General features: G+C 47.5%; 23 protein-coding genes. 6 read left to right on the forward strand and 17 right to left on the reverse strand.

Going from position 1 to position 23,149, the window contains the following annotated elements; translation table 11 throughout:
* Nucleotides 1-10 precede the first annotated feature (10 nt).
* From DN062_RS16210 to DN062_RS16265, 12 genes are all read right to left on the reverse strand, one after another.
* The gene (locus tag DN062_RS16210; RefSeq protein WP_112160345.1) at nucleotides 11-505 is read right to left on the reverse strand and encodes a chemotaxis protein CheW; all 495 of its coding nucleotides are present in this window, start codon (nucleotides 503-505) and stop codon (nucleotides 11-13) included.
* 11 nt (nucleotides 506-516) lie between these two features.
* Complete coding sequence (locus DN062_RS16215) at nucleotides 517-2,715, reverse strand: chemotaxis protein CheW (RefSeq protein ID WP_112160346.1); 2,199 nt, start codon at nucleotides 2,713-2,715, stop codon at nucleotides 517-519.
* Nucleotides 2,716-2,769: 54 nt separating this feature from the next.
* On the reverse strand, nucleotides 2,770-3,135 hold the full coding sequence (locus DN062_RS16220; protein WP_112160347.1) for a response regulator: 366 nt from the start codon (nucleotides 3,133-3,135) through the stop codon (nucleotides 2,770-2,772).
* 148 nt (nucleotides 3,136-3,283) lie between these two features.
* Nucleotides 3,284-4,318: a GGDEF domain-containing protein gene (locus DN062_RS16225; protein WP_112160348.1), complete on the reverse strand. Its 1,035-nt coding sequence runs from the start codon at nucleotides 4,316-4,318 to the stop codon at nucleotides 3,284-3,286.
* A 164-nt stretch (nucleotides 4,319-4,482) separates the two neighbouring features.
* Nucleotides 4,483-6,510 (reverse strand): PhoX family protein, encoded by a 2,028-nt coding sequence (locus tag DN062_RS16230; protein WP_112160349.1) that lies wholly within the window; start codon nucleotides 6,508-6,510, stop codon nucleotides 4,483-4,485.
* Between the two features lie 97 nt (nucleotides 6,511-6,607).
* Nucleotides 6,608-7,273 carry an HAD family hydrolase gene (locus tag DN062_RS16235; RefSeq protein WP_112160350.1) on the reverse strand — a complete coding sequence of 222 codons (666 nt, stop codon included), beginning with the start codon at nucleotides 7,271-7,273 and terminating at the stop codon, nucleotides 6,608-6,610.
* Nucleotides 7,274-7,288: 15 nt separating this feature from the next.
* Nucleotides 7,289-8,185 (reverse strand): EamA family transporter, encoded by an 897-nt coding sequence (locus DN062_RS16240; protein WP_112160351.1) that lies wholly within the window; start codon nucleotides 8,183-8,185, stop codon nucleotides 7,289-7,291.
* On the reverse strand, nucleotides 8,182-9,009 hold the full coding sequence (gene phnX / locus DN062_RS16245) for a phosphonoacetaldehyde hydrolase (protein ID WP_112160352.1): 828 nt from the start codon (nucleotides 9,007-9,009) through the stop codon (nucleotides 8,182-8,184). The genes DN062_RS16240 and phnX overlap by 4 nt, the downstream gene beginning before the upstream one ends.
* Before the next feature lie 12 nt (nucleotides 9,010-9,021).
* Nucleotides 9,022-10,155: a 2-aminoethylphosphonate--pyruvate transaminase gene (locus tag DN062_RS16250; protein WP_112160353.1), complete on the reverse strand. Its 1,134-nt coding sequence runs from the start codon at nucleotides 10,153-10,155 to the stop codon at nucleotides 9,022-9,024.
* 37 nt (nucleotides 10,156-10,192) lie between these two features.
* Nucleotides 10,193-11,890, reverse strand: a complete 1,698-nt coding sequence (locus tag DN062_RS16255; protein ID WP_239995818.1) for a putative 2-aminoethylphosphonate ABC transporter permease subunit — start codon at nucleotides 11,888-11,890, stop codon at nucleotides 10,193-10,195.
* Between the two features lies 1 nt (nucleotide 11,891).
* Nucleotides 11,892-12,983, reverse strand: a complete 1,092-nt coding sequence (locus DN062_RS16260) for a putative 2-aminoethylphosphonate ABC transporter ATP-binding protein (RefSeq protein WP_112160383.1) — start codon at nucleotides 12,981-12,983, stop codon at nucleotides 11,892-11,894.
* 231 nt (nucleotides 12,984-13,214) lie between these two features.
* Nucleotides 13,215-14,237, reverse strand: a complete 1,023-nt coding sequence (locus tag DN062_RS16265) for a putative 2-aminoethylphosphonate ABC transporter substrate-binding protein (RefSeq protein ID WP_112160355.1) — start codon at nucleotides 14,235-14,237, stop codon at nucleotides 13,215-13,217.
* A gap of 246 nt (nucleotides 14,238-14,483) precedes the next feature.
* Here DN062_RS16265 and DN062_RS16270 point away from each other — a divergent pair, with 246 nt between their 5' ends.
* The 4 genes from DN062_RS16270 (at nucleotide 14,484) to DN062_RS16285 (ending at nucleotide 17,567) form a co-directional block, all read left to right on the forward strand.
* Nucleotides 14,484-15,467, forward strand: a complete 984-nt coding sequence (locus DN062_RS16270) for a porin (RefSeq protein WP_112160356.1) — start codon at nucleotides 14,484-14,486, stop codon at nucleotides 15,465-15,467.
* 99 nt (nucleotides 15,468-15,566) lie between these two features.
* Nucleotides 15,567-15,785 carry a choice-of-anchor I domain-containing protein gene (locus DN062_RS16275; RefSeq protein WP_112160357.1) on the forward strand — a complete coding sequence of 73 codons (219 nt, stop codon included), beginning with the start codon at nucleotides 15,567-15,569 and terminating at the stop codon, nucleotides 15,783-15,785.
* 358 nt (nucleotides 15,786-16,143) lie between these two features.
* Entirely contained in the window at nucleotides 16,144-16,377 is a 234-nt protein-coding gene (locus DN062_RS19240) for a DUF4282 domain-containing protein (RefSeq protein WP_420811681.1), read from the forward strand.
* A gap of 563 nt (nucleotides 16,378-16,940) precedes the next feature.
* Nucleotides 16,941-17,567: a hypothetical protein gene (locus tag DN062_RS16285; protein WP_205126759.1), complete on the forward strand. Its 627-nt coding sequence runs from the start codon at nucleotides 16,941-16,943 to the stop codon at nucleotides 17,565-17,567.
* A 201-nt stretch (nucleotides 17,568-17,768) separates the two neighbouring features.
* Here the strand turns inward: DN062_RS16285 and DN062_RS16290 are convergent, their stop codons facing one another.
* Together DN062_RS16290 and DN062_RS16295 are read right to left on the reverse strand one after the other, a co-directional pair.
* On the reverse strand, nucleotides 17,769-18,101 hold the full coding sequence (locus DN062_RS16290; RefSeq protein ID WP_112160359.1) for a nucleotidyltransferase family protein: 333 nt from the start codon (nucleotides 18,099-18,101) through the stop codon (nucleotides 17,769-17,771).
* Nucleotides 18,085-18,516 carry a nucleotidyltransferase substrate binding protein gene (locus DN062_RS16295; RefSeq protein ID WP_112160360.1) on the reverse strand — a complete coding sequence of 144 codons (432 nt, stop codon included), beginning with the start codon at nucleotides 18,514-18,516 and terminating at the stop codon, nucleotides 18,085-18,087. The genes DN062_RS16290 and DN062_RS16295 overlap by 17 nt, the downstream gene beginning before the upstream one ends.
* Before the next feature lie 209 nt (nucleotides 18,517-18,725).
* Between DN062_RS16295 and DN062_RS16300 the strand changes: the two genes are divergently transcribed.
* Together DN062_RS16300 and DN062_RS16305 are read left to right on the forward strand one after the other, a co-directional pair.
* A complete protein-coding gene (locus DN062_RS16300) occupies nucleotides 18,726-19,097 on the forward strand; it encodes an MbcA/ParS/Xre antitoxin family protein (RefSeq protein ID WP_112160361.1) in 372 nt (123 codons plus the stop codon).
* Nucleotide 19,098: 1 nt separating this feature from the next.
* Complete coding sequence (locus DN062_RS16305) at nucleotides 19,099-19,848, forward strand: RES family NAD+ phosphorylase (protein ID WP_112160362.1); 750 nt, start codon at nucleotides 19,099-19,101, stop codon at nucleotides 19,846-19,848.
* Here the strand turns inward: DN062_RS16305 and DN062_RS16310 are convergent, their stop codons facing one another.
* The 3 genes from DN062_RS16310 to wecB are packed head-to-tail and all read right to left on the reverse strand — an operon-like array spanning nucleotide 19,849 to nucleotide 23,124.
* Nucleotides 19,849-20,811 carry a UDP-glucose 4-epimerase family protein gene (locus DN062_RS16310; RefSeq protein WP_112160363.1) on the reverse strand — a complete coding sequence of 321 codons (963 nt, stop codon included), beginning with the start codon at nucleotides 20,809-20,811 and terminating at the stop codon, nucleotides 19,849-19,851.
* 1 nt (nucleotide 20,812) lies between these two features.
* A complete protein-coding gene (locus tag DN062_RS16315; RefSeq protein ID WP_112160364.1) occupies nucleotides 20,813-21,982 on the reverse strand; it encodes a glycosyltransferase family protein in 1,170 nt (389 codons plus the stop codon).
* Nucleotides 21,982-23,124, reverse strand: coding sequence for a non-hydrolyzing UDP-N-acetylglucosamine 2-epimerase (wecB, locus tag DN062_RS16320; protein ID WP_112160365.1), 1,143 nt, complete (start codon nucleotides 23,122-23,124; stop codon nucleotides 21,982-21,984). Before wecB ends, DN062_RS16315 begins: the two co-directional genes overlap by 1 nt.
* Between the last annotated feature and the right edge of the window lie 25 nt (nucleotides 23,125-23,149).

Genomic DNA, 23,149 nt, shown 5'->3' on the forward strand with positions numbered 1-23,149 from the left:
TCACGCCTGATTAGACGGCCTCAGAACTCAATTGATCAACAAGACCCATGTCCTGACTCGACATCAGCTTTTCAATATCAACAACAATCGCCATACGCTCTGCAACAGATGCTAGGCCCAGCAAGTACTGTGTATCAAAGGTGGCACCAAAATCCGGTGCGGGTCGAATATCGTCGGCACTTAACGCCACCACGTCAGACACAGCATCCACCACCATCCCCACCACTCGTTGGCCAAGGTTAAGAATAATCATGACGGTAAATTCATCATAGGTGGCATTGCCTAGGTGAAATTTCAGGCGCATGTCGACAACAGGGACAATCACGCCACGCATATTAATCACACCTTTAATGTAATCGGGTGTATTGGCGATACGTGTCACGGCATTGTAGCCACGAATTTCCTGCACTGTCAGAATATCAATGGCGTACTCTTCTTCGCCAAGCGTAAAGGTCAAAAACTCTCGTTTAGCTTGATTATGTTGTGCAAGTGCTGCATCTATCATATGGATAGGCCTCAATTCATTGTTACTGGGGTGGTGCTGTGCATACGTGCGAGCCGATCAATATCCAGAATCAACGCCACACGTCCATCCCCCATAATTGTTGCTCCTGATAACCCATCGACCTTGCGAAAATGGGTTTCTAAACTTTTAATTACAACTTGCTGTTGAGCGATCAATTCATCGACAAACAGAGCGACCTTGTCTTGCGTGGTTTCTACCAGAACCAATATGCCCTCTTCAGGACGTGTGTATTGTGGCTGAATACCCAACAGTTTATGCAACTCAACCAGCGGGAGGTATTCACCGCGCATCTGTACAACGCGTCCTTGCCCGGCAACCGATTTCATTTGTGATGAATCCGGTTGAAAGGACTCTAGTATGCGAGTCAGGGGCAAGACAAAAACTTCATCACCTACACGTAAGATCATCCCATCGAGAATGGCCAGGGTCAGTGGTAAACGTAACCCTATGGTGGTTCCCACCCCTTGGGCGGATTCAATCTCAACCTGCCCTTTCATTTCAGCAATGTTTCGTTGGACAACATCCATACCCACACCACGACCCGATACATCCGTCACTTCTTTTGCCGTAGAGAAACCAGGGGCAAAAATTAACTGCCAAACCTCTTTATCGGTAGGATTGTCGGACAAAGGCAGTCCCTTCTCACGGGCTTTAGCGATGAGTTTTTCGCGGTCTAAGCCTGCACCATCGTCGGTAATTTGCACCAGTATACTGCCACCCTGATGACTCGCACTTAGCGTAATAGTCCCTTCTTCTGGCTTACCTGCGGCTCTACGAACTTCGGGGATTTCGATGCCATGATCAATGCTGTTGCGCAAGAGGTGCGTTAAGGGGTCCGCTAATTTTTCAATTAGGCCCTTATCCAACTCGGTCTCTTCACCGACGAGTTTTAAGCGCACTTTTTTGCTCATTTTTTGTGTCAAATCTCGCACCACGCGAGGAAAGCGTCCAAACACAAAGTTGATCGGCAGCATGCGAATCGACATCACCGCTTCTTGAAGATCACGCGAATTACGCTCTAAATTGACCAAGCCCTTATGAATCGTTTCGAAGTGCACGGGGTCGAGTTCACTCACCGATTGAGCCAACATTGAGCGCGTAATTACCAGTTCGCCCACCAGATTAATGAGCTGATCCACCTTTTCCACCCCCACTCGAATGGAGGTCTCGGCATGCGCTTTGTTCGCATCCGCTTTTGTCATTTTTTTAGGGGCCGAAACGGGAGTTTGAGCTGGAGTCGTCGACTCTTTTGTGCGTGTTTCATTCGAGGGCGTCACAGGATGCGGCAGATCAGATTCAGACACAAAGAACCCAAACCCCTGTTCGGCTTCTTGCTGGGCCAATTTAACAGCTGGCAGATCTGCCTCCTCGACAAAAAATCCAAAACCGGAATCGTCCAAAGCTTGCGATGCTGGCAATTCGCTTTCATCAACAAAAAAACCAAAATCAGAATCCGGCGCGACCGATGGCTCAGGAAGATCCGTAAAGAAACCAAACCCTTCATCCTCCTCCACTGCAGAGGCGACCTCCTCGGTGATGGTGACTTCATTATCTTGACAGATATACGCAAAGGTATCCTGCAGATCTTGCAAAACAACAGATCCAGTTAAAGTCCATTCATAACACCCAGCCCCTTGCTCCGCGATCAAGGTCAATGTGCCTAAACGTGATAAATCAGCCACCAGCGCTTCGAAAGAGGCGGGCCCTGAGAAAATATCCGAATCAGGATGAAGGCGTATCCGATAGGTGATAACTGGCGATTGAGTGTTGGTATGAATAACGGGAGATTCTGGGGCAGAAGACTCCTCCCCTAAACTGAGCAACAGTCTCTTCATATCTGTAATACGTTGCTCGTCTAGGTCGACACCCTCTTGATGCGCTTCAAGCATCAGCTTTAGAAGATCACCACAGGATAAGAAGGCGCTGACCATCTCATGCGTAATAGACAGGGTTTCTTTACGAAGCTTGTCTAATAGACTCTCCAAGGCATGGGTTAGATCCGCAATGTTTGAGAAACCAAACGTACCACTGCCCCCTTTAATAGAGTGTGCGGCACGAAAGATTGCATTTAAGTCATCAAGATTGGGTTGTTCAATATCGATGGCTAAAAGCAACTGCTCCATAGCGTCGAGATGCTCATAGGCTTCATCAATAAACACTTGATGGAACTGACTCAGATCGATGCTCATCCTAGACTCCCTAATACTGCATGTGAGACATCACCCTGCAAGGAAAACAAATCGTTAGCCGATCACTCGTTTAACAACATCAATCAATTTTTGCGGATCGAAGGGTTTAACCAACCAGCCTGTCGCACCTGCCGCTTTGCCCTGCATTTTCATCGTGTCACCGGCTTCTGTAGTCAACACTAAAATAGGCACTGTACGGTAAGCTGGCAGGGTTCGTAATTGACGGATCAGCGTTAAGCCATCCATATTGGGCATGTTTTGGTCAGTCAAAATCAAATCATAATGACCCGTTTTTGCTTTATCTAACCCTTGCAATCCATCCGACGCTTCGGTGACTGAATATCCAGCAGCCTTCAGTGTAAAACTCACCATTTGTCGAATGGAGGCTGAGTCATCAACCGTCAGTATTGACTTACCCATATACAACCTCAAACACTTATTTACGATTGAAAAAAGATAGATGCTCATACTACAAATTTATATCATGCAAAAAGCAGGATCATGTTGAGACGCATCAAGAAATTATTCAAAACCAACACAAGGCTTTTAGATTACCAAAGCTAATTTGTCAAAAAAGCTCTATATCACCACTGGAATACATCGGTTCTTTTACAGCGCCAAGGTCAAGCAAGGCTTTATAGGAGCAAACTCGATTTTTCCCGTGATTTTTCGCGTAGTACAAGGCTTTATCTGCGCGATCAAGCAAGGTATGCACCACATCCATAGAGTTAACTTCAACGACGCCGATACTCACCGTCACACGGTTTACCTGCGGGAATGCATATTCGTCAATCGCGACCCTAAAACGCTCAAATGCCACCATAGCGGTTTCTGTTGAATCCGTTTCGGTAATGACCACAAACTCTTCACCACCAAAACGGAAAATCAAATCGCTCTCACGAAAGGTATGTCGCATAATTTGCGACATCAACAACAGCACTTCATCACCATAAATATGACCAAGCGTATCATTGATTTGTTTAAAGTTATCAATATCGATCAGACCCAGTGAATAAACAGGCTCACCCTCTACACTGGCACGGCGATCATCGTCCCCATAGGATGGAAATCGATCACTCGACATACCAATGACTCGCTGAATGCTATCATCGAAGGTTTTGCGGTTAAGCAAGCCCGTCAACTGGTCACGCTGCGAATCTTCAATTAATTGACAAAAGTTGCGATATATCTGCAATAAGGCATGAATCACACGCGAATCATTCTGAGAACTCACACGCCGCGACTCAACCACCAACGCCACACTTAAGAGTTGTAGATCCAATACTGGATAAATGGAAATATGATTGCCATTGGCTTTTTTAGAGTGATAGGTGGTTTTTAAGCGTCGTGAGATATGCAAAGCACTGAGAACCTCAGGCTCGTCAATCAACTTTTTACGCAGTGTTTGGCTATCGTAATTACCGTTATGGCCATAACGCAGTGTAAAGCGAACCTCACCATCCGAATCGTACTTGAGCATCATGACTTGCTCGGGACGGAAAAGCTCGTGAACCGTTTTCAGCATGCTGAATTCAAGCAACTCAAGATCACGAATTGATGTCAGCGATGCCAACCGATCTAGCAGGTGAGGAGTTAAAGACAAAACAAAACCTTCAAGCGTGTAGTTAACTTAAATTAGATAATATACAGAGAATAAGCTTTATTCCAATGTTAGATTTATCTTTTAAAAATAAAAAGCCCTGCATTAGTCCAAATAACTAAGAGCAGGGCTTTTTAAAAAAGCCTGTAGGCTATTAATGTAGAGACTTAAGCACCAATGATGCCATCGTCCTCACGAGTAATCACAAGGGTCGCTGAGCGTGGATACAATGCACCATCATGCGGCCAATGACTGACCAACGAGCCCTTGGCAAAGTCTTCTGGAGACGTTGTTGCGCCTGGATGCTGTACATTTACGAACATGGTTTTTTGATCTGGTGTCGTTACAACACCCGTGATTTCTTGTCCGATAGGACCTGCCAAGAAACGACGGATGACCTTATTCACCGGATCGGCGGCTAACATCATATTATTGCCGAACTGCTCCCATTTTCCAGTATTCACAATGCTTTCGCTCATGTCGGTTTGAATCCACAAACGTGAGTCAGCATCAAACCACAAGCCATCCGGGCTATTGAAAATGCTGCCACCATCCAAACCAGCACCCGCAAAATCAGAGTCGGATTCAGGCCCGGCCAAGACAAACAAATCCCAAGCAAACGACTTAGCACTCACCTGACCATCGGCTTCAGCCCAACGAATAATTTGTCCCCAATCGTTTTCCGCTCGCGGATTCGCCGCATCCGTTTCAGTACGGCGGCTGTTATTTGTCAGTGTAAAGTAGACGTCTTTGGTCTTCGGGTCCACTGCACCCCATTCAGGGCGATCCATTTTAGTCGCGCCCACTGTATCGGCTGCTAAGCGCGTGTTGACAAGAACATCGGCTTGGCTATTAAAGCCATTGGCTGGCGTCAAGGGCCCCATACCAAACACCAAGGGCAACCAGTCACCTGAGCCATCTTCATTGAAGCGTGCAACGTACAAGGTGCCATTGTCTAACAAATGACCGCCCGCTGTTTCTTTGTTGTAAGGCTGAGCGCTGACGTATTTGTAAATGTACTCAAAACGCGCATCGTCACCGGAGTAGCAAACAATTGGCTCACCTTCAACCGCTGGCTGAAACACAACCCCTTCATGTGCAAAACGACCAAGATGCGTGCGTTTAATCGGCGCAACCTCTGGGTTAAATGGATCAATCTCAACCATCCAGCCAAAGGCATTGGCTTCATTACGATAGTCTTCTGTTGCAGACGCGCCCTTCGGAGTCACATCATAACGAACAAATTCATCGGCACCTGAATCCGCCAGCTCCCAACCGTAACGACCCGAGCCTTCTTTCGTGACACCATAACGCGTTTGTTCGCGAGGCTGCTCACTATGGTTAATAAAATAACCGGCCCAGTTTTCTTCTGCTGCTAAATAGGTATTCCAAGGTGTGACACCGTGTGCACAGTTGTTCAATGTGCCGCGTGTTTTCGTTCCTTCAGGGCTGAATTTTGTTTTCACGAAATCCGTGCCACGCACAGGGCCGCTGATTTCCATTTCAGTTAAACCATGAACACGGCGGTTGCGCGCATCCGCTTCAATTGCCCACTCACCATTGCTCTGCTTTTTAATGCGGACGATACTGACGCCATGGCCGTGTATCTCTTTGAGCACTTCATCAGCAGAACGTTTGCCATCGGCTTGCACTGGAACAGCAGAGCGAGACAACTCTTGCCCTTGAGCCGAAGCATGCATAAAGCGCGGCTCAACGTACTCATGGTTCATCACCAATAGGCCGTCTTCAGAACTGCCTTGGTACGGGTCTTTGCCCTCGATTGGGAAGAAATGCATACCATCGTGGTGGCTGCCCATTTGATGAGCTTGATCTTCACCCGAGTTGGTTAAGGGATCGAACGCAGGCTGATGACCTGAAATCGGGTGCCCCCAAGGCAAAATGACCTGGTGCTTGTATCCTTTCGGCAGGGTGACCGTATCGGCGGCGCTGACATTAATGGCTTCAAAACCAATTAAAGGAGAGTGTTTATTGCTTCCTGCGGCTGCTAACGGTGAGTACGCCGTCGTTGCAAAAAAGCCCATCAGCGCCGTGCCTAAGCTACCTTTCATCAGGGTACGACGTGACATGCGCTTTTCGATAATGCTCTGAAAAGATGCATTATCGGAGTGATTGCTTAATGGCTCGTCACCCTCGTGATTATCGATGCTCAAGATCGTGCTTTTTGTATCCTTCATCGCGTTTCTCCGCTGAGTTCATTGACAGTGGCGAAAGACTAATAAACAAGTGTTTCAGTTTTGGTACTTTTTTATGACAAAAACGTTAAAACCTAGATCAACTCCAATTCAAAATCGGCCACTGCTGCTCTTGCGCCACCTGCAATAGTGCATCATTAGGATTAACCGCCACCGGAAACTGAACCTTTTCTAATAACGGAATATCATTATGAGAGTCGGAATAAAAACGGCTTATCACCTGTGACTCAGAGGTATTGAAGCGCTCTAAGTAGGCATGATAATGATGGATCTTGCCCTCCTGATAACTCAAAGGTAATAAAGGGTTACCCGTGATTTTGCCCTCATGATGCTCAACGTCTATGCCAATCACACCGTCAAACCCTAAGGCGTTTGCTACAGGTTCGACCAAAAATACTTCACTCGCCGAGATCATTAGCAAATGCTCTCCTTGCTGTCGCAGTTGGTGAATCAAATGCACAGCATCAGGGTAAATCAGGGGGAGAATACGCTCGGATACGAAACGTTCTGCTTCGGTATACACCCTTTCATACTCACGACCCATTAAGGGTGACAAATTTAGTGCTAAATAGGCACACATATCCAGATTGCCATTCGCATAAGTTTCCATCATTTGCTGATGTTGATGTTTGAAATCAGGGCTTGTGATCCAACCCAACTCGTGCAAATACTCTGCCCAAAGCGCAGACGAGTCGCCTTTAATTAACGTGTGGTCTAAATCAAATACGGCTATTTTTTCGATCATTATTGCTTCTCGATATTAAGGTAACGCGACTAAAACCAAGCCCAGCATCATCACGCTTAATGCTATCCATTTAAGGGGGGGCAAAACCTCTTTTAACCAAACCACTGCCAACAAGGCACCAATAGGAATCGATGCTTGACGCAGGGCCACAACATAACTCACATCTTGCGTATGCCCCATCGCTACTAGCACCAAACCATACGTGGCCAGCACCATAGCGCCTGCCATCATGCAAACACGCTTATTGCTTGTCCACTGTTGGCGCAAGGCTTTACGTTCACTCGTTAACATAAAGCAACTCGGCAGCATCCAAAAAAAAGCAGACCAAGCCTGTAAGACCATAAACACCATTCCCGCTGAAAAGGCCGTCATCCCTTCTTGCCGCATCAGATCGATGGCCTGCTTATCAACCCAGGAATACCCTACCGTACCCAATACGGCCAACAACATAAAACCCAGCGCGGGCGTCATATAAAAGCGCCAATGAAAATCATTGAGCCGACGTAAAGGCAGCAAGACACAGGCCGCGAAAATAAGAAACATCCCCAACCCATCCTGAGCCGATAAGTAGAGATAGCCTCCTAACCAAAGTCCCACCCAAGGCACTATAATTACAGGCAAGCCACGCACTAAGGGGTAAAGTACACTCACGTCTCCCCGCGCATAAGCCCAAGCTAACCCAGCCATGTAGATGCCCTGAAAGGCACCCGACAGCAACCATATTCCCCAAAACTCTAGTGGTAAGGCAAGCCAATCCCTATAGATCAGCAACCAAGGGCTAAAGACAATGCCCCCAGCCAACATCATCAAGGTAAACAGCGCCAGTGACGGTTGTTGCTTTTTCCCCAACAAATTCCAGCCTGCATGCAAACAGGCTGAAACCAATACCAATGTCAGTGCAAGACTATTCAAGGACGCTCTTCATTCGCTAAACGCAGGGTGATATCGTCTAACACCTCAGGTAGTTCAGCAATCGAATCAATGACATAGTGTGCTCCTGAGGATGCCAGCGCTTGATGGGCAACAATCGCTTGCACATCCCGTTCCTCTTCACTCAGCGCCAGCCACTGTGCCTCGGAATACCCTGTTTGATTGCCGGATACGGCCACTGCAACGGTCCACATCCCTGCATTTAGACCCTCTTCAATCCCCACAGCCGTATCGTCAACCTTGACACAGGCTTGAACGCAACTGACTTCCAACGCTTGCGCATTGGTTAAGCACATCCAAGGATATGGACGCCCAGCCGGAACATCACTGGCACAGACGACCGAGTCCGGTGTAAAGCCTTGTTCAGCCATCGCAGGTAACAAACCTTGAATCATCTCGCGGCTATAGCCTGTATTAACGCCAATCAAAATGCCCATTTCATCGCAGTACTCCATCACCAAATCAATGCCGGATATAAGCTGATGATTGTCGGCAATGGCGGCGATTTGATGCACAACGAAGGCATAGTAAAGTCGATCAACATCAGCATCGGAGGCCTTAGACCCTTTTACTGCCAGCCATTCTTGCGCAATACGCGGCATGGCCAATAGGGCTTCTATATGCTCACGCTTTTCTTTCCCCATTGGAGCCCGCGCTTCTGCGACTGAAATCGGCACACCTTCTTCAGCAAACAAGGCCTGAAAGGCTTGAATCGGTGCTAAAGAACCAAAATCCACGCAAGTGCCCGCCAAATCCATAATCACTGCCTGCACAGGACCCGTATAACGTCGTTTATATCGGTACATCGAACCTCTCCTTTATTCAGTTTTCGGTGATGGATGCGGCGTATCGAGTTTCACACCCATGGTTTGGCACGCACTGGCAACGGCCAGGAGCACTTGATCCATTTCAGCTTCAAATAACTGACCGATGCAGCCAATGCGAAAGCTATCGACCTCGGTCAATTTACCGGGATAAATCAAAAATCCTTGCGCTTTAATCAGTTGATAGAAATCGACAAAGCGAAATGCAGGATCGGTGGGAGCAATAAAGGTGGTAATAATGGGTGACAACCACTCATCGTCTAAAAGTGTGGCAAAGCCCAGCGCACGCATACCCGACACCAATCGATCACGGTTGCGGGTATAACGCGCCAAGCGTGCGGCCTGCCCACCCTCTTCTGAATATTCGTTAAGCGCCTGATGAAAGGCTGCCACTACGTGTGTCGGAGGTGTAAAGCGCCATTGGCCTGTTTTTTCCATGTACTGCCACTGGTCATACAAGTCCAAAGACACAGACGGTGATCGAGCTTCACAGCCGGACAAAGCCTGTTTATCGATCAGCGCAAAACCAAATCCAGGCACCCCTTCAAGGCACTTATTGGCGGAAGACACCAAGGCCGTGAAAGGTAGTTGAGTTGCATCCACAGGCAAGGCACCAAAGGCACTCATCGAATCCACAATGAACTGTCGCCCCTGCTCTGCAACGACCTGAGCGATACCCTCCAATGGATTGAGAATGCCTGAACTGGTTTCACAATGAATCAATACCACATGTGTTATGGCAGGATCATCGATTAACAGCCCCTCAACCTCATGAGGCAGCGGCGGTAAATAATCGCCCTTATCCAAAGTAACGTAGGCATGGCCCATGCGCTGTAAAATCTTCGCGGCACGTTGTCCATAGGCGCCATTCATCAACACTAGGGTTTTACTGGTGCTCTCAAGCAATGTAGCAAACACGGCCTCTACCGCAAACGTACCACTGCCCTGAATCGGAACGCACACATGAGATGCCTTTGCATTCGCAATCATCAGCAGGCGTTGACACACCTCTTTCGTGATTTCGTTAAAATCACTGTCCCATGAGCCCCAGTCACGCAGCATGGCTTCTTTGACACTGGCCGATGTCGTGAGTGGACCTGGCGTTAATAAGTAAGGTTCTTGTTTCATTATTTCATCCAATCTACGGATAGAGTCGAGATTAAAATCAACGCTGACGCCAAATCTGCGAACGTTTAAGTATTAGATGTGTGCACATGGCATGCAGAATTTTGACGACTATCGAAGTCAACAAAATCAGCACCGACATCGCTGCCGCACTGGCAAAATAACCCGCCTCATCCAAATGCAACACTGCGACAGATGCCAAGCGCGTGTCTGGCCCGTAGAGGAAAATCACCGCCGATACGGTCGTCATTGCATTCACAAACAAGTACACGGAAATATCCAACACAGCCGGTAAAGAGGTGGGCAGGGTGACACGCAGATAGGTGCGCCAAAACGGAACCTTCAACGAAGCTCCCACCGCTTCAAACTCGGGATCAAGCTGTTTTAAGGCCGTCATCGAGGTCAAATGACACACGGTATAAAAGTGCACCAGCGTATTCAAAATCAGAATCGCCAAAGTGCCATAGAGTATATTTAAGGGGTTATTCGGATGGTTGAAGAAGAAAATATACGCCAAGCCGAGCACCATTCCCGGTACCGCCATCGGCAAGATCGCAAACAAGTGCACCCATTGACGCAGTAAACTGAATTCTTTTGTTTTTTCAACCATCCAAGCCACGGTAAAAATAACCAGCGTACCGATCACCGCCACACCTGATGCCATTTTTAACGAATTAAACCAGGACTCCCAACCACTGCCCCCTAAGCCATCAAACTGATAATGACGCAAGGTATAGGTCAAATTGTAAGGCCAGAACTGGATAAGAGACGCATAGACAGCGGTTCCGATCATCAACAAAATGATGCCCGCAACTGAAAAACACAACACAGCAAAAACCCAATCACGAACAGGAGATGGACTTGGCTGATACGGCACAGCGCGTGCCGACAATTGTGAGGTTTGCTTACGTTGCACCCAGCGATCTGCAATAAAGGTCAAGACCGCAGGCAAGAGCAATATCATACTGACCACGGCACCCATCTGGAAATTCTGCTGCCCAACCACTTGCTTATAGATGTCGGTCGCCAATAGGTTGTATTGCCCACCTATGATTTTGGGTACCCCAAAGTCCGTAATGGCCAGAGTAAACACAACAAACGCACAAGACATCAAACCATAGCGAATACCCGGCAAGGTCACGGTCAGAAAGGTGCGCCAAGCTGGGGTCTTCAAGGAGCGCGCCGCTTCATACAAACGTGCATCGCTGTTGGACAAGGCCGTCACCAAGATCATTAAGGCATGTGGGAAAATCCAAAAACACATGCCAATCACAATCCCTATCGGGCCGTAAACAGACTCACCACCCAGCAGACCTTTTAAATAGCCTTGATTGCCAAAGATATACACCAAGCTAATTGCTGGTAATAAAGACGGCGCTAAAATTGGCAATAGAGTCAGAACTTTAAACACCTTCTTACCCGGCATACAGGTGCGCGTGATGCCATAGGCACAAAAGAAGGCTAAAACCACCACCAAACACATGGTCATGATGGCGATAAAAAACGAGTTCGCGATTGAATTAACCAATGAGGGGGTTGAGAAGTAATGTCGATAATTGGCCAAGCCAATAAACTCACCCGCAGAGTTCTGCACACTTTTCAACAACAGGGTATACAAAGGAAAGACTAAACCAATCAGCATGAGTGCCAAGGCTAAGAGCATCAAGCCGAGTTTAATCCAGGCCTCTTGATTAAAGCCAAAAAGACCCGTCATACGGGCAGTCGTTAGCGTTGTCATGCTAGTTACCATCCTGCCTAAACACACGACAACTCGCTGCCGGCAAGGCCAAATGTACGTCTTTGCCCAGCTGAATCTGATGCTGCACCGCATCTGCATGCTGAATATCCACGCGCAACTGAATATCAGCACTCGTCACATCACAGGTTAAACGTAAAAAAGCACCTAAATATTCAATATGGATAACGCGTGCTTCAAGTTGCGACTCGGCCTGCCCTGACGATGTCAACACCACTTCTTCGGGTCGGATAGCCAGATGTACAGGGCGTTTGTTCTCAAGAGCATGCGGCTGAGTGGTATAACGCTGAGCACCGATCATCACCGCCGTCGGTGAGCAAACCTCTGCGCTCAAGAAATTCATATTGCCCACAAATTGTGCAACGAATGCACTTTTTGGATGACGATACACCTCTTCTGGCGTCCCAACCTGCTCAATCACACCATGATTCATCACCACAATTCGATCGGCCATGGTTAAGGCTTCTTCTTGATCATGGGTCACCATCACCGTGGTTACACCCAAGGTTTTTTGCAGTGCTTTAATCTGTTGACGCAAGTGCACACGCACCTGTGCATCCAATGCCGACAAAGGCTCATCTAGCAATAACAAGCCTGGCTCTGTCGCCAAGGCTCTCGCCAAGGCAACACGCTGCTGCTGACCACCCGACAATTGTGCGGGATACTTTTTCTCAGATCCCTCCAAACCAATTAAGGACATCAGCTCTTGCACCCGTGCCTGAATAGCCTTGCGTGTGTGGCGTTGATTGCGCAAACCATAGGCGATATTGTCAGCAAGGGTGAGATTGGGGAAAAGTGCATACGACTGAAAAACGATGCCGAAATCACGATGCTGCGGAGGCAAATGAGAGATTTCTTTACCCATTTGCACAATACGCCCGCTCGATTGAGGCTCTAATCCAGCAATCGCACGTAATAACGTGGTTTTTCCACAGCCGGATGGCCCTAAAAAGCAGACAAACTCACCTTCATTAATGGTGAGGTCGATAGAGTTTAAAGCCACAAATGTGCCAAACGACTTACTCAATCCTTCGATTTCTAAACAAATGGACTCAGATATATCTGAATCGGGCATAAACGCCGTCTGTCCGACCAATGCCGCCAACGACGGCTGTTGAATTGTTCTCATAACATCACCCATTGAATCCCCAAGACCATGCGGTTAACACCTAGGCCTATCCTCGACAAAAAAACAGCCCCACAAGGGCTGCTGTTTTGCACCTAAACATACCTTTAGGAACAAACTTCAGCCTCTTGCGAGGGCTGTTATCCCCGCGAAGACGGGGATCTACTTGCTTAGCTAAACTTATTTAGCATCCGACTTAGCATCGTAACGACGCTGCCACTCTTGAAGGATGCGATCACGATTCACGGCCGAAAAGGCAAAGTCGTTATCAATCAAACGGTCAACAATATCAGCTGGGTAGTTCTCAATCGGTTGAGCCACACCTGGCATTGCCACCACCGCATAGCCTTCGTTGTAAAGCTCATTTGCATCACGGCTGACAGCCCAATCCATCAAGGTTTTTGCCGCTTCCATGTTCTTCGTGCCTTTCACAATTGCAGCCGCTTCCATATCCCAGCCTAAGCCCTCAGATGGGAAGACCACTTCAACGGGTGCACCTTGCGATTTCAAACGTGCTGCACGGAATGCGAAGGAAACACCGACAATTGCCTCACCGGATCCTGCCAAATTACAAGGCGCTGAACCCGAATGCGTGTAGCGGCTGATGTTTTCATGCAGACCATCCATGAATTCCCATGCCTTTTCTTCGCCCCACAACTGAATCCAGCTCGACACATCCAAATACCCTGTGCCAGAAGAGCTTGGGTTTGGCATCACCACATGGCCTTTGTATTCAGGCTTGGTCAAATCTTCCCAGCTCGTTGGCATCGGCACGCCATGCTTTTCGCCTTCGATCGTGTTGTAGCAAATCGCGGCCACCCATGCGTCCATTCCCACCCAAGCCGGCGGCGTGTTCGCATCAACAAACTTAGGATCAAGCTGCTCAACACCCTTAGGTGCATAAGGCTCTAGCAAGTCTTCTTCATCTAACAACAGCAAACTGGTAGCTGCTAATCCCCAAATCACATCCGCTCTTGGGTTATCTTTTTCAGCCAACAGACGTGCTGTCATGACGCCAGTGGAATCCCGAACCCAACGAATGGAGATGTCTGGATGCGCTTGATTGAAACGTTCTGCGTATTTTTGCAGATCGTCTGATTCAACTGCTGTGTAAACTGTCAACTCAGTTGCCGAGGCAACAGAAGACAGGCATAGAGCCGTCGCTAAAGCGAGAGTGGTTTTTTTAAACGTTGAGAATGACATGAGTGAAGCCCTCTTGTATTGGTATAGACCAGATACTAAAAGCTACATATGACAAATGCATGACACTTTGATGAACTGTTAATTACGTTTCAACTTGAACGAAAATGTCATTTAACTGACATCCAGATGCAATAAACACACCCTATGATCGCAGCCCAGACAGGACGTCTTACTTCACAACATACTAGTTTGATTCGATTTTTGTGTACTCACTTTATTTTTAAACAAGCGTCATAGGGGAATTTAATGAAAAAGTCACTTCTGTGTATGGCAATTGCCAGCAGTCTTATCGTGCCAGCCGTGGCCATGGCCGATGCGACTCTTTACGGATCATTTAGAATGGCGATGGTCAAAGAAGACAACAAATCCATGTCTTTGGATGATGATGCCACGCGTATTGGTGTACGTGGAACGGTCGACCTAGGCCTTGAAGACACCAAAGGGGTCTTCCGCTGGGAACAAGCGTTGGATGTTAATAAAGGCGCTCTAGATTCTGGCCGTTATGCATGGTTAGGTGCTACTGGTTCATGGGGTACCGTGACCGGTGGTAAGCAAGACGCTCCAATCCAAGCCTTAGTCACATCGTATGCGGATGACTTCAACTCAGGTGCTCAGGGCGGTCACTCACAGGTGGCACGTCAGTTTAACCGTCGTCAAGGCAATACCCTTGTGTACGCGTCTCCAAAAATGAACGGCTTACAAGCCTCTGCTTCGGCTGTGTTTGCAGGTGATGACCTGTCATCAGGCAATAAAGACCGCATGGTTGATGGTTACAGCTTGGGCCTTGCCTATGATGCCAACAACCTCTACTTCGCGGGTGCCTTTGGCAACGCTAAGTCTGGTAAAAATGCCGTTGGAAACTACGGTATCGATCAGAACACTTGGGGCTTAGCCGCTGGCTTTAAAGTCTCGGGCCTTACCTTGAAAGCCAAATACGTTCACCTTGATGATAAAACTGGCGGTAGCTCATTTGTTAGAACTCAGGGTGAAGCGAATGAGTATGTTATCGGTGCTAGCTATGTGATTGATAATACGACTCTAATGGCTGAGTTTGGTCAAACTGAGCGTAAACCAGATAACGCCGTGGATCTGAAAGGCAGACACTATGCGCTGGGCGTTCAACAACGCATGGGCCGTGGTCGTGTGTATGCTGAATACCATGATTACACCAAGGCTTTGTATGCCAGCCGTGGCGACAAGTTTTTGGTCGGCTACCGCGTAGATTTTTAATCGAGAACGATTTGATAAAAGGCTCATGTAATGAGCCTTTTTTATTCCTATCTTGCCTCTAACGGATGAACACGATGACTACTTTCAAAAAAGCCGCTCTTGCTCTATGCATCGGTCAAATTTATCACAGCCTATCGAGCCGGTGCTTTACCCGATATGGTCACCTTTTCACCCAATGGCAACTGTATTTTTAGCGCCAACGAAGGTGAGCCAAACGATAACTATACCCTTGATCCTGAAGGCTCGATCACCATCGTTGATATTCGTCCAGGCTTCCCGACTTCGACACTTGCCCCACTTATTAATCCACTATTTTGACCCTCCCCCCCATTTCATGGGCTTTCTGTGCTGTACTCTCAGATTTTTCTGTCGTGGCACGCCTATGGATAACTCTAAATAATTTTACAATCAGAATGAGTTTTGATAGATTTGATTCTTCACCTCCTAATACGCCTTAATACGCAAATTCAATGAGTTAGCATGGATGCAGTGAAGCGTGTTAAGACGCTTCCTAATCAAATCAATAACTTATTTTCGTAAGTATCGAAGTCGGGGGGCATGACCACGACTCAGATCGAGCAGGAACTCCTTCCAGGCAAGCGTGGTCGTTTGCAACAACAATCAACCAACACTATGCAAGGCAACGCAAATGAAGAACGTCTTATTTTTCGACAACATGCTGACACCGAAGATCATCACACTCATATATTGGCTATTACTGCTAGGCGTTATATTCGGCAGCTTGCAGTATATATTTGGGGGATGGGGGGGCTTTACGATTGGGAAATTTTTTATGGGCCTACTTTACATGGTTGGTGGCGCCATTGCCGCCAGAGTCTGGTGTGAGTTATTAATTGTCCTGTTCAAAATGAACGAGGCGCTCCAAGCGTTGCGTAACAAGTCGAGTTAAACCCGATAACGGGTTTAAAGGGTGACAAAAAGCCTTTCTGCCGCCCTTGAGCCCAATCGTCTGATTCTGATTATTGAAAGCTTTCGATTTGCTCCCACTTTCAAATGAAAACCCCAGCTCTAGGCCGGGGCGAAATTTTTAGGTCTTTGCGAAAGGTCGTAAATTGCAGCTTACTCGTAGACTAAGCTACCGCTCATTGGGGCCTTACGCCAACCTTATGCTAAAGTCTATGCTTTATAACAGGCCCAGTCAACCTAAGAACCCTTAAGGAAGGCGTAGTGGATGCCAAGAAAGATAAACTATCGTCCAGTCCTAGTAGATGAACTCATCACTAATAAGCGACTGAACAGTTACGTGCCAATCTTCCAGCACTCTGATGATGTAGAATTAATTGGAGCTTACCTTTGTTGCTCTGCTCTGTATCCACTTCTTACGGCTGCTGAAGTCACCTTAAGGAACTCTCCCTGGACACCACACTGGTTAGAAGCATAGGACATTTTTGGTGGGCCCGTAACCGACTACACTACAAATCATTCGCTCCAGCCCAACCAAAGCCGTTCGCCGTGTGTGCTATTGAAACGAACTTTTCTAACGCGGCAAAACAAGTCATTAAAGACAAGAAAAATCGCTATAACATAAAGAATGCAAAACCGACTCATCATGAGATAATCGCTAAGACCGAGTTTTCTAAATGGGAATTCATCTTAGATCCTGAATTTATGGGTCCACAACTGATCTGGCCAAAACACTTGGGATCTGTGTTTAGAGGTGATTGGCCTACATCAAAAGCTTCTACTATGCTCAGTCTTACAAAAGACTTAGTAAAAGTAGTCAGAGAGTTCCGAAACAGAGTTTCTCATCACGAGCCTGTATGGAAGCGCTACGATGTTCAGACTGAAGAAGATGCTATAGCACATCTTCACGAAAAATTAGATAAAATCAAACAGCTCATAACTCTGGTTTTTCCAGAGAAAGGGCGATTGCTCCTAAGAAATGGTTTACTGTCTCGCGCCGAAAGAGTGTGCTCAATCAATGAGCTTCGGCGCTGCCAACACATCATTGAACCTCACAGCATAAAGTCTTTATCTAAGCTATGCCATCTTGCCAAGCAGGCGGCCAACGAGAATACCTCGAAGAGTATTACTGTTTATAAGCACGGCAAGACTCGCTTTCTCCTCCAACCTATTTAGTATACGACCTGCTCTCTCAAGTTGTTGAGTTGAGCTTGTTTATGGCAGGTTCAGGCATCTATACTATTATGGCCATCAGAATGATGAAGAGGAGAGATTCAAGAGCAGAAAGCTTTTGAAAGAACTGCAGGCATTCAGTCTTGAGTCTTACTACGTCAGGTTTTTGCAGAGATGTGTGCTCTAGCATATCTCTGTCATCTACTAGATAGGTTCATCGCCTTTTTGAATCAAACAACGTCTTTGCAAAATAATGTCACGAAAGGTATCGCTGGTCGTTGACCAATCCACAATATCAACCTTCCAAGGTAAGTCAGACTCCGTAAAAGAGTCTACTAAATCCGAATAAACACCAATGTCTAGTGGCTGATTCGACATGACGACAAGATCAAGATCTGAATAAGGTTTGTGTGGACCTTTAACACGTGAGCCAAACGCCCAGACATCATATTGCGCAATATATTTCTTTAAAATGTCTCGAACGATTGCATGCTCCTTAGGGGATATACTGATATTAGAATCATTGGTTTCGTTCATTTATCCTTTCCAGTAAATCTTGCGCATCTAAAACAAATGCATAGGAGGCTTGGTAAACGGTTTTAGCTTTCTGATGATCGTATGTATGTGAAGTAATGTTGCGTAAAGTCCGATACGAAAACCAAGCTTCAACATTTCTAACTAAACCCTTCTCTCCCGCAGTACGCATCATATCTCTGAAGCTATACGAATCGACTTCATCGAGACTCGCTGCGTCTTGTTCCAATTGACGGCGCAACATCTTCACGCTGATTTCATAGACAAACTCAAAATTCTGAATAACGCCTGCAATCAGGGTATGTTGCACGGCTGAGGATTGCTGTTTAAACCAAACATCATCGCTGACGACGGCTATCGCCTCTTTTAGTGAATTAATCGCATTCTCTAAAGTACTTAAATCGAGTTGCTCCGTCATGCTCTTCCCTATTCTTTAGTGTTGTTGGCCAACATATCTTTGCTCTTGCAGGGTGTCAACCGGTTTCAGGTCGCAAGGCTTTATCAATGCAATTGAACAAGACCCTGCAGAAACAATCATAAATGATTCAAATACAGTATTTTCTACTTTTTTGTTGCAAAAACATCTAAACTATACTTAATCCCAAATAGATTAACGTGGAGTTAGAGATGAGTGCACAAACAAAGGATACACCCAATCCATCAGTCGTCCTCTCTAAGGCCCTGCTTAACGCGTCTAAACAACTGACGCTCAGACAAGAAGAGCTTGGAAACGTGATTGGTCTTCACAGAACAGGCATTACGCGCTTAAAACACAACCTAGATATACAGCCTGACTCAAAGCAGGGTGAACTCGCACTCCTGCTGATCAGAGTCGCACGCGCGCTTTTTGCTTTAACGGGAGGGGATGCTGCGTGGATTAAACATTTCATGCGCTCACAGAACACGCTCACGGGAGGGGTTCCGGCGGAACAAGTCCAAACCATACAAGGGCTTATTCGAGTTCTGACCTGCTTGGATGCATTACGAGGTAAAGTATAAAATGATCTGGTCTGAGTGTGAGGGCGAGGGTCAAATTAAGCCTATTGAAGGTGTTCTATTTCGGCTTGTCGAGAATCAAGAGCAAGCCGCCACTCTCAGTTTGGTTGATACCCTTGAGGAGCAATCATTACTAGAAGATCTACTGGAAACATCAAAGCCGAGTTATCCTAACGGTGCTTTTGATCGCTTACACTATCTTTTGAAAACACCTTTTCGTTATCCGCCTTTAAAATGGGGTTCTCGGTTTGGGCGCACACATGAGCCCAGTCTTTTTTACGGCGGTCTATCGATTGAAAGCACGCTTAGCGAATCCGCCTATTATCGCTTTGTTTTTTTACGATCCATGCTAGGCAAACCGCCATCTGAAAAGCTCAGAACCGAACACTGTTTGTTTAGTGTCGCCTATCAAACCGTCAAGGGAATTCAGTTACAGGTCGACCCGTTTGATCAGTTCAAACAGGCTCTCTGTCATCCTACTGATTACGCATCTACGCAAGCACTTGGATCCGATATGCGCCAAGCAGGGGTCGAGGCATTTGAATATCGATCGGCAAGATCGAATCAGGATGAGCTCTGCTGCGCCCTATTCACACCAAACGCCTTCGTCGATCCGCAACCTAAGTCACAAGAACATTGGTTTTGCGAGATCACTCAAGCGCAAGTGACGTTTAAAGCCATACGCTCACAACGGATATTTCAATTTCAGCTAACCGATTTATTGATTGACGGTAGGTTTCCTTTACCGGCTTGATCACTTCGTCAAAATCGACTGTTTATACTCCGCCACTGTCGCTTGAAGCCCCTGCTCCAGCGTAAAAGGAGGCGTCCAACCCAGCAACTCACGCGTATTGGTGGTATCCACCTGCAAATCCCCAACTAGACGATCTACCACACTTTGCTTACCCGTCAGAGCACCCGCTAGCTTAAACAAACCAACAGGCACAGGCAGCAAACGAGCCGGGCGCCCCAACGCTGTGCGAATATGCTTAACCAGTTCGGGTAACGAGACATCCTCACCATCGGATACCAAAAACGTTTGATTCGCAGCCGCAGGATGCTGGGTGCAGCGGATGATACAATCGACTAGATTGCCCACGTACACAAGGCTGCGCACGTTTTTAATCCGCGCAAACGGCAGTGGCAACCCCGTATCTGACACCTTTAACAAGCTCAAAAAATTGGCTTTAACGCCCGGTCCATAGACTAGGGGGGGACGAATAATCACAACCTCCATCCCTGTATCGACGGCCAGTTGACGCAGTCCGTCCTCCGCTTCTTGCTTAGAGAGTCCATACGGGTCTTGCGGTGCTGGCGGGTGAGTCGCCGAAAATGGATCGTGTCCTGTGGTCGACTCACCATTCACCTTGATCGAGCTGATATAAATAAAACGCTTAACGCCTGCGGCTGCAGCGTCTTGGGCCAGTTTTAGGGTGCCTTCTACATTGACCTTACGATATTCAGCCAAAGGATCGGCCACTTCATCACGCATAATATGTGCCCGAGCAGCTGCGTGCACCACTACATCGATACCCTGAATCGCGGCAGAATAGTCCGTTGTGCCATCCATATTGCCTACTGCAATCGAGCCTTCCGGGGTCGATGCGCTTGCATGACGAACAACAGGCACAACCTGCACTCCAGTAACGTTTTTGAATGCAGCTAACAAGGCTGTGCCCACAAAACCCGTTGACCCTGTGAGTAATATCCGCGCCATCCTAGCCCTCTCCTTCGTTAATGACTAAATCGGTTAGTTGCTTCACAAACACATCAAATCCCAGACTTTCTTTGAGCCCCTTGCGTTCAGTATCAAACACCGACACATCCACAGCATGCCGCTCAACGTCAAAGAAGAAGGAACAGAGCTTTTCAACATCTGGCTCAATCACCACACCCAGCCGGTTATCCAACACCCAAGACGCAACACTGGTATGGGCACCACATATCGCCACGATATTGGCTCCCGCAAAGACATAGGAGGAGGATTTACTAGGAAAGGCAAACCGTGTCACTTCGTCTTCAATCGGTAAAAGTGCCCAGCTGTATTCTGCATTCAACTGCGCCGCATCAGAGGCAGACACCAATCCCTTATACGTGACATTGTCATGTTTATCCGCCAATTGCTGTAACTCACCCGCAAAGACTCCTGCCCCCGCAAACACGAACGGCAAGGTTCCGCCTGCTGATGCGTATTGATCAATGGCACGAATCAGTAGAGGGATACGCTGTAAACGACCCGCATTGCCACAAAAGGTAAAGCCCAACTCTTTGTTTGGTGGGACGACAACTTGATCAAACGAAACAGACGGGTTGGATAGCACCTGAATAGGGGCAGTCGTGCCCGAACGACGTTTTATTTCGTCGGCCATCTCATGCGTGATGGTGATCAGTAACTGTGCATGACGCATGGTTAACGCATCCATCGACAATAAGAGGCGATAGAGTATTGGCCGCACAGGGATAACCACATTGGCCGCTTCAGGGTGAATATCTTGTAAATGATACACATAACTCGCCCGAAACAACTTGCAGTAGAGCATGACAATAAAAGGCACTAACACAGGGGGGTCGGTGGACACATAGACTTTTTTGGGGCGTTTAATGAGCAACACGGCCGCCACCCACAGCATAAAAAATACGGCATCGATAGCTCGACGCAAAATGCTGCTACCCGATACAGAAAACGCATGGCAAGGGAAAAACTGCACACCATCGCCGCGTTTCTCTTTGGCAAGATGCGTCTTTAGATCCGCATGGTCCTGCAGAATGACACCGACAGACTGTTTTTTGGCTTGCTGTTCGGAAAAGCGCATCAATGCCTCACCAATAACAGGATAGACCGGCCAAAAACTGCGGTTTATCACGGCCAAATCCAAACGTTTAAACATCAATATTCTTTCCAAACAGTACGCATAACGTAATCGCGATAGCTGTGAATAATCCGTACCACCTTATCTGATACGTTCGGCATGCTGTAGTCGCCGACGAGTTGTAAATCACGCTGTTCACCACGGCCTTGAGTGTCCAGAATCGCCAAGCCTTGCATCACCCGTTCAACCTCAAGCCCTACCATCATCGCCGCCGCTTCTTCCATACCCTCTGGGCGCTCGTGCGCTTCGCGAATGTTCAAGGCGGGGAAGTTCAGAATGGAGGACTCCTCATTGATCGTGCCACTGTCGGATAAGACGGCCTTCGCACTCAACTGCAGCTTGTTGTAGTCTTTAAAACCAAGCGGCTTCAACAATTGCACATTGGCATGAAAGCTTACCCCCAAGGCGTCCACACGCTTTTGCGTGCGGGGATGCGTCGACATAATGACGGGAAGATCGTAATGTTCTGCGACCCTATTCAGCACGTCTACTAGCTTCATAAAGTTCTTGTCGGAATCTACGTTTTCTTCACGGTGCGCACTCACCACAAAGAACTGCCCTTCTTTCAAACCTAAACGTTGCAGCACATCCGACGCTTCAATCCCTTCGCGGTAGACGCTCAATACCTCGAACATCGGACTGCCTGTTTTAATAATGCGATCTGGCGGTAGGCCTTCGGCCACCAGATAATCCCGTGCGATGGTGCTGTAGCTCATGTTAATGTCGGCGGTGTGATCGACAATGCGGCGGTTGATTTCTTCCGGCACGCGCATATCAAAACAACGGTTACCCGCCTCCATGTGGAAGGTTGGAATTTTACGCCGTTTCGCTGGCAGTACCGCCATGCAGCTGTTGGTGTCGCCCAATACCAGCAATGCTTCAGGGTTAACCTCAGCCAGTACTTGGTCCACCTTAATGATCACATTACCAATGGTTTGCGCACCGGTCGCACCTGCCGCGCTCAAAAAATAATCGGGCTTTCGGATACCGAGATCCTGAAAGAAAATCTCGTTTAGCTCGTAGTCGTAGTTTTGGCCCGTGTGCACCAATATGTGCTCACAATGCGCATCCAATTTGGCGATCACACGCGACAAACGGATGATTTCTGGGCGAGTCCCCACCACCGTCATTACTTTAAGTTTTTTTACCACGCTAGTCATATATCACTCTAGTCTTCAAAACCGA

The organism is Nitrincola tibetensis (assembly GCF_003284585.1).
Classification (GTDB): Bacteria; Pseudomonadota; Gammaproteobacteria; order Pseudomonadales; family Balneatricaceae; genus Nitrincola; species Nitrincola tibetensis.